This is a genomic window from Hydrogenophaga defluvii (assembly GCF_042665235.1).
Taxonomy (GTDB): domain Bacteria; phylum Pseudomonadota; class Gammaproteobacteria; order Burkholderiales; family Burkholderiaceae_C; genus Hydrogenophaga; species Hydrogenophaga defluvii_A.
Window position 1 is genome coordinate 1 of record NZ_JBHTBZ010000079.1, and the last position, 3,062, is coordinate 3,062.

Here is a 3,062-nt window from a genome sequence, read left to right on the forward strand (position 1 = left end):
AGCAGGTTAGGGTTCTTACGTGGGTCAGATTTGGATGGAAATTACCCGTGAAGGTGGGTCAGTTCTGGATGGAAATCAACAGGTACACCCTCTGCACCGCTCTTGAGCTGCCAGTAGCGCTGGCTCGCCGCCAGTCGAGCCAGGGTATTGGACTCGTCTGCAATGAATGTCGGGGTGATTTGAGCCAGGCAGACCTCACCCTGAACGCCGTCCACGCTGCCTAGCAGTTTCACCTCACCCGTCAACGCTTCAGCCTGCTGAGCGTTCAGTCGTGCAAACACTGTGATGTCGTCACCATCAAACACACTCTTGGGCAGGTCCGATGCCGCGTGAATCTGGCAGTGAGCCGGCCAGGCCACTCGAGCCTGAGTCACCGTTGGTGAGCGCATGCGCAAATAGAGCCGGTGAATGGCTGCCTCGACGTGCTCTCCAGCAGTCACAAACTCGCAACTTCCTCCGGTCTCGGCTGCCAGTCGCCGGAGCAGTCCCTCTGCCACGCTCGAACCGATACCCACCACAAAGAAGCGGTGGCCGCTCTGCTGCGCAGACTCGACGACAGCCTCAATGGCCTGTATCTCTCCGTCGGTAATGAGCAGCACATCCGACTTCGCAACGCCTGGCAGGACGAGCGTCGACAGGATGGCATTGTTCATCTCTGTCCCACCGAGGTCTGCCTCCAGCCGTTCTGCCCACCGCTGCGCGGCAGCCATAGAGGGTGGTGCGACTTTCCACAGCGCTTTGCACCGGTGTTCTACGGTGTCTCCAAACCGGCTCAGACTGAAGCGGTCTCCCTCGCGCAGACTTTTCAACACCGCTTGCAGTGCACTGCGGGCGGCTTGAATGGAGTCGCCGTTCATGGAGCCACTGCAGTCCACCAGCACTTTCATCGTCACAGGAAGGCTCTGGCGGGTTGGCAGCTTGGGCGTGAAGCTGGCCATGACCACGCCCAGACCTGGGTCGAGGCGGTCCCAGGCAGCCAGCCCCAAGCTATTGGGGGTCAGCTTGTCAAAGACCAATACAAAGTCACGGTCCAGCCACGCCTTCGAGCCCAGCTGAACCTGGGTCATGAACGGCTCTTTCATGCCCACAGCCGGGATGGAGCGGATGGACACGGGGTGGCTGGGCGAACCGATTTGCGCGTGAACGAGCTCACCCTGAATGTCCAACCGGATATCAAACGGGTACTCAACCGTCGCACTGACTTCCGGAGCCGCATGCGGCTCGTATCCACCATCGCGCACCGCATCCCCATAGCGAGGTGCCAGCGTGGTGGGCAGCATCAACCGAAGACTGCCCTGCTCCGGCTGGAGCACTTGGACGTAGTGAAGACGGACAACACAGAGTTCGTTGGCCATCAGGTTGCCCAACTCAAGCGTGTAAGTCCGGTCTCGGTTCACGGTGACAAGAATGGCACTGTCACCCTCAGAGACGGCTTCCTCGTACTTTTCACGTGCCTTGACCTTTCGCTGTACCGCGCCAATCAGCACTTCGCCGTTCAACTCGACTTCAAGACCAAGCAGAACCGCATGCCAGGGCAGCGGGAATGTGTAGACCACCTCGACGTTTGTGGACTCTGGATTGCGAAAGCGCTGCTCAAAGGTCATGTCGAGCATCCGGCCAACGACCCGGCCTTGGGCTTTGACACCTTCCAACAGGAGCGCATGACCGTCGGCGGTGGTGAAAGAGGCATCTCGCATATCGACCTTTCAAGCTTACAAAGACGGGAAAAGAAATCACTGCGCTTGCAGACCGCCTGCAGCGCAAACAGTCATACAGAGCCAGGCAACTGGCCCGTGACTTGGTCGTAAAGGCTCATCACTTGGCGGCTGAACTCGCGCACCTGCTCAGGTGTGAGTCCAGCGCGACTTGGCTCGATGACCAACTCGACACCATCGGCAATCGTCAAACGGCTGACGACTTCCAGGGTGCCCCGCCGTCGGCTTCTGGCTGGCGCATCGGGCTCTTCTCCGTTGAGAAGCTCACGTATGCGGTCAAGTGACAGGCCGGCAGTTGTCCACTTTTTGATGAGCTGCAGTTGCTCGAGCTGTTTGACGCCGTAGCGCGCCGCACGGGTCTCGCCCTCAGGCCGGTCAACCAACCCTTGCTGTACGTAGTAACGAACGGTGCGGACTGGCAAATCAACCAGTGCGCACAGTTCGCTGATGAGGTAGGTGGTGGCCATGAATTCATATTAGCACACCATTACTGTTTTTATTACTGTTTATTTAGGCCGTCGCCGACTGTTCCGCTGAACGGCGAAGTTGGCGGTGACGCCGTGCTCGACCAGGACGCAAGGAGGACAGGCTTTAGTCGCGCAGGATGCGGCGGAAACGGTGACCAGTCGTAATGACACAGCAGTCGCTGTCGATGACCGCATACACGTCACGGTGGTCACTGGCCAGCTGCGCGGCACGAGCACCCTCATGGTGCTGGATGCGCTCCAGCGGCTTAGTGTCGAAGTCGGCGATTTCGCAGTGAGTGTGGTCGTGTTCACGACGCCCGTAGGCCAGCAGGCAGTCCAGCACCTCTACTCGGATGCCCCACTGCTGGAGGCGTACCTCCGCGTGGGTGGTGTGTCGGGGCACCTCGATGTCGCCACAAGTGGTTGAGCACTAGCGAGGCAACTGGAGCAGAAAAGCACCTTGCAAAACGTATAGCGTGATAAGAACCCCATGAACCGGGGACAAAGGCCCTGACATTTCTAGCATAAGATAGTTCAAGTAAAAATTCTCTACCTTTGCCCTCTGATGCACACGAAAAAGTCTGCCCGTACTGCCTCAGCCGTTCGGCCAGCCAGCGCCAGACCCAAACGACTGCCAACGGCAGTATTGGGCGGGCTGCTGTCTAAATCGTCACGTGAGTCGTAAAACCAAAACCCGCGAACTACTACAGTATGGAACTGCTGGCACGACTATGGAACTGGCTTACGTCATCTGGACGCCGCGAACCAAGAAAAGCCCATCCAGACCTGTATCTGGAGTTGGAGTTGACCGGGTTCCGTGGACACATCATTCTTTGTGTTCAAGGAGTCGCAAATGTCCAAAGTACGACCGCCGTACCCG

At 58.4% G+C, this 3,062-nt stretch carries 3 protein-coding genes; all 3 read right to left on the minus strand.

Going from position 1 to position 3,062, the window contains the following annotated elements:
- Positions 1–41: 41 nt before the first annotated feature.
- The 3 genes from ACFQU0_RS20045 to ACFQU0_RS20055 all read right to left on the minus strand — a co-directional run bounded on the left by ACFQU0_RS20045 (position 42) and on the right by ACFQU0_RS20055 (position 2,585).
- Positions 42–1,697: a VIT domain-containing protein gene (locus tag ACFQU0_RS20045; RefSeq protein ID WP_382203744.1), complete on the minus strand. Its 1,656-nt coding sequence runs from the start codon at positions 1,695–1,697 to the stop codon at positions 42–44.
- 71 nt (positions 1,698–1,768) lie between these two features.
- Positions 1,769–2,182, minus strand: a complete 414-nt coding sequence (locus tag ACFQU0_RS20050) for a MerR family transcriptional regulator (RefSeq protein WP_382203746.1) — start codon at positions 2,180–2,182, stop codon at positions 1,769–1,771.
- 124 nt (positions 2,183–2,306) lie between these two features.
- Positions 2,307–2,585 (minus strand): hypothetical protein, encoded by a 279-nt coding sequence (locus ACFQU0_RS20055; protein WP_382203747.1) that lies wholly within the window; start codon positions 2,583–2,585, stop codon positions 2,307–2,309.
- Positions 2,586–3,062 lie beyond the last annotated feature (477 nt).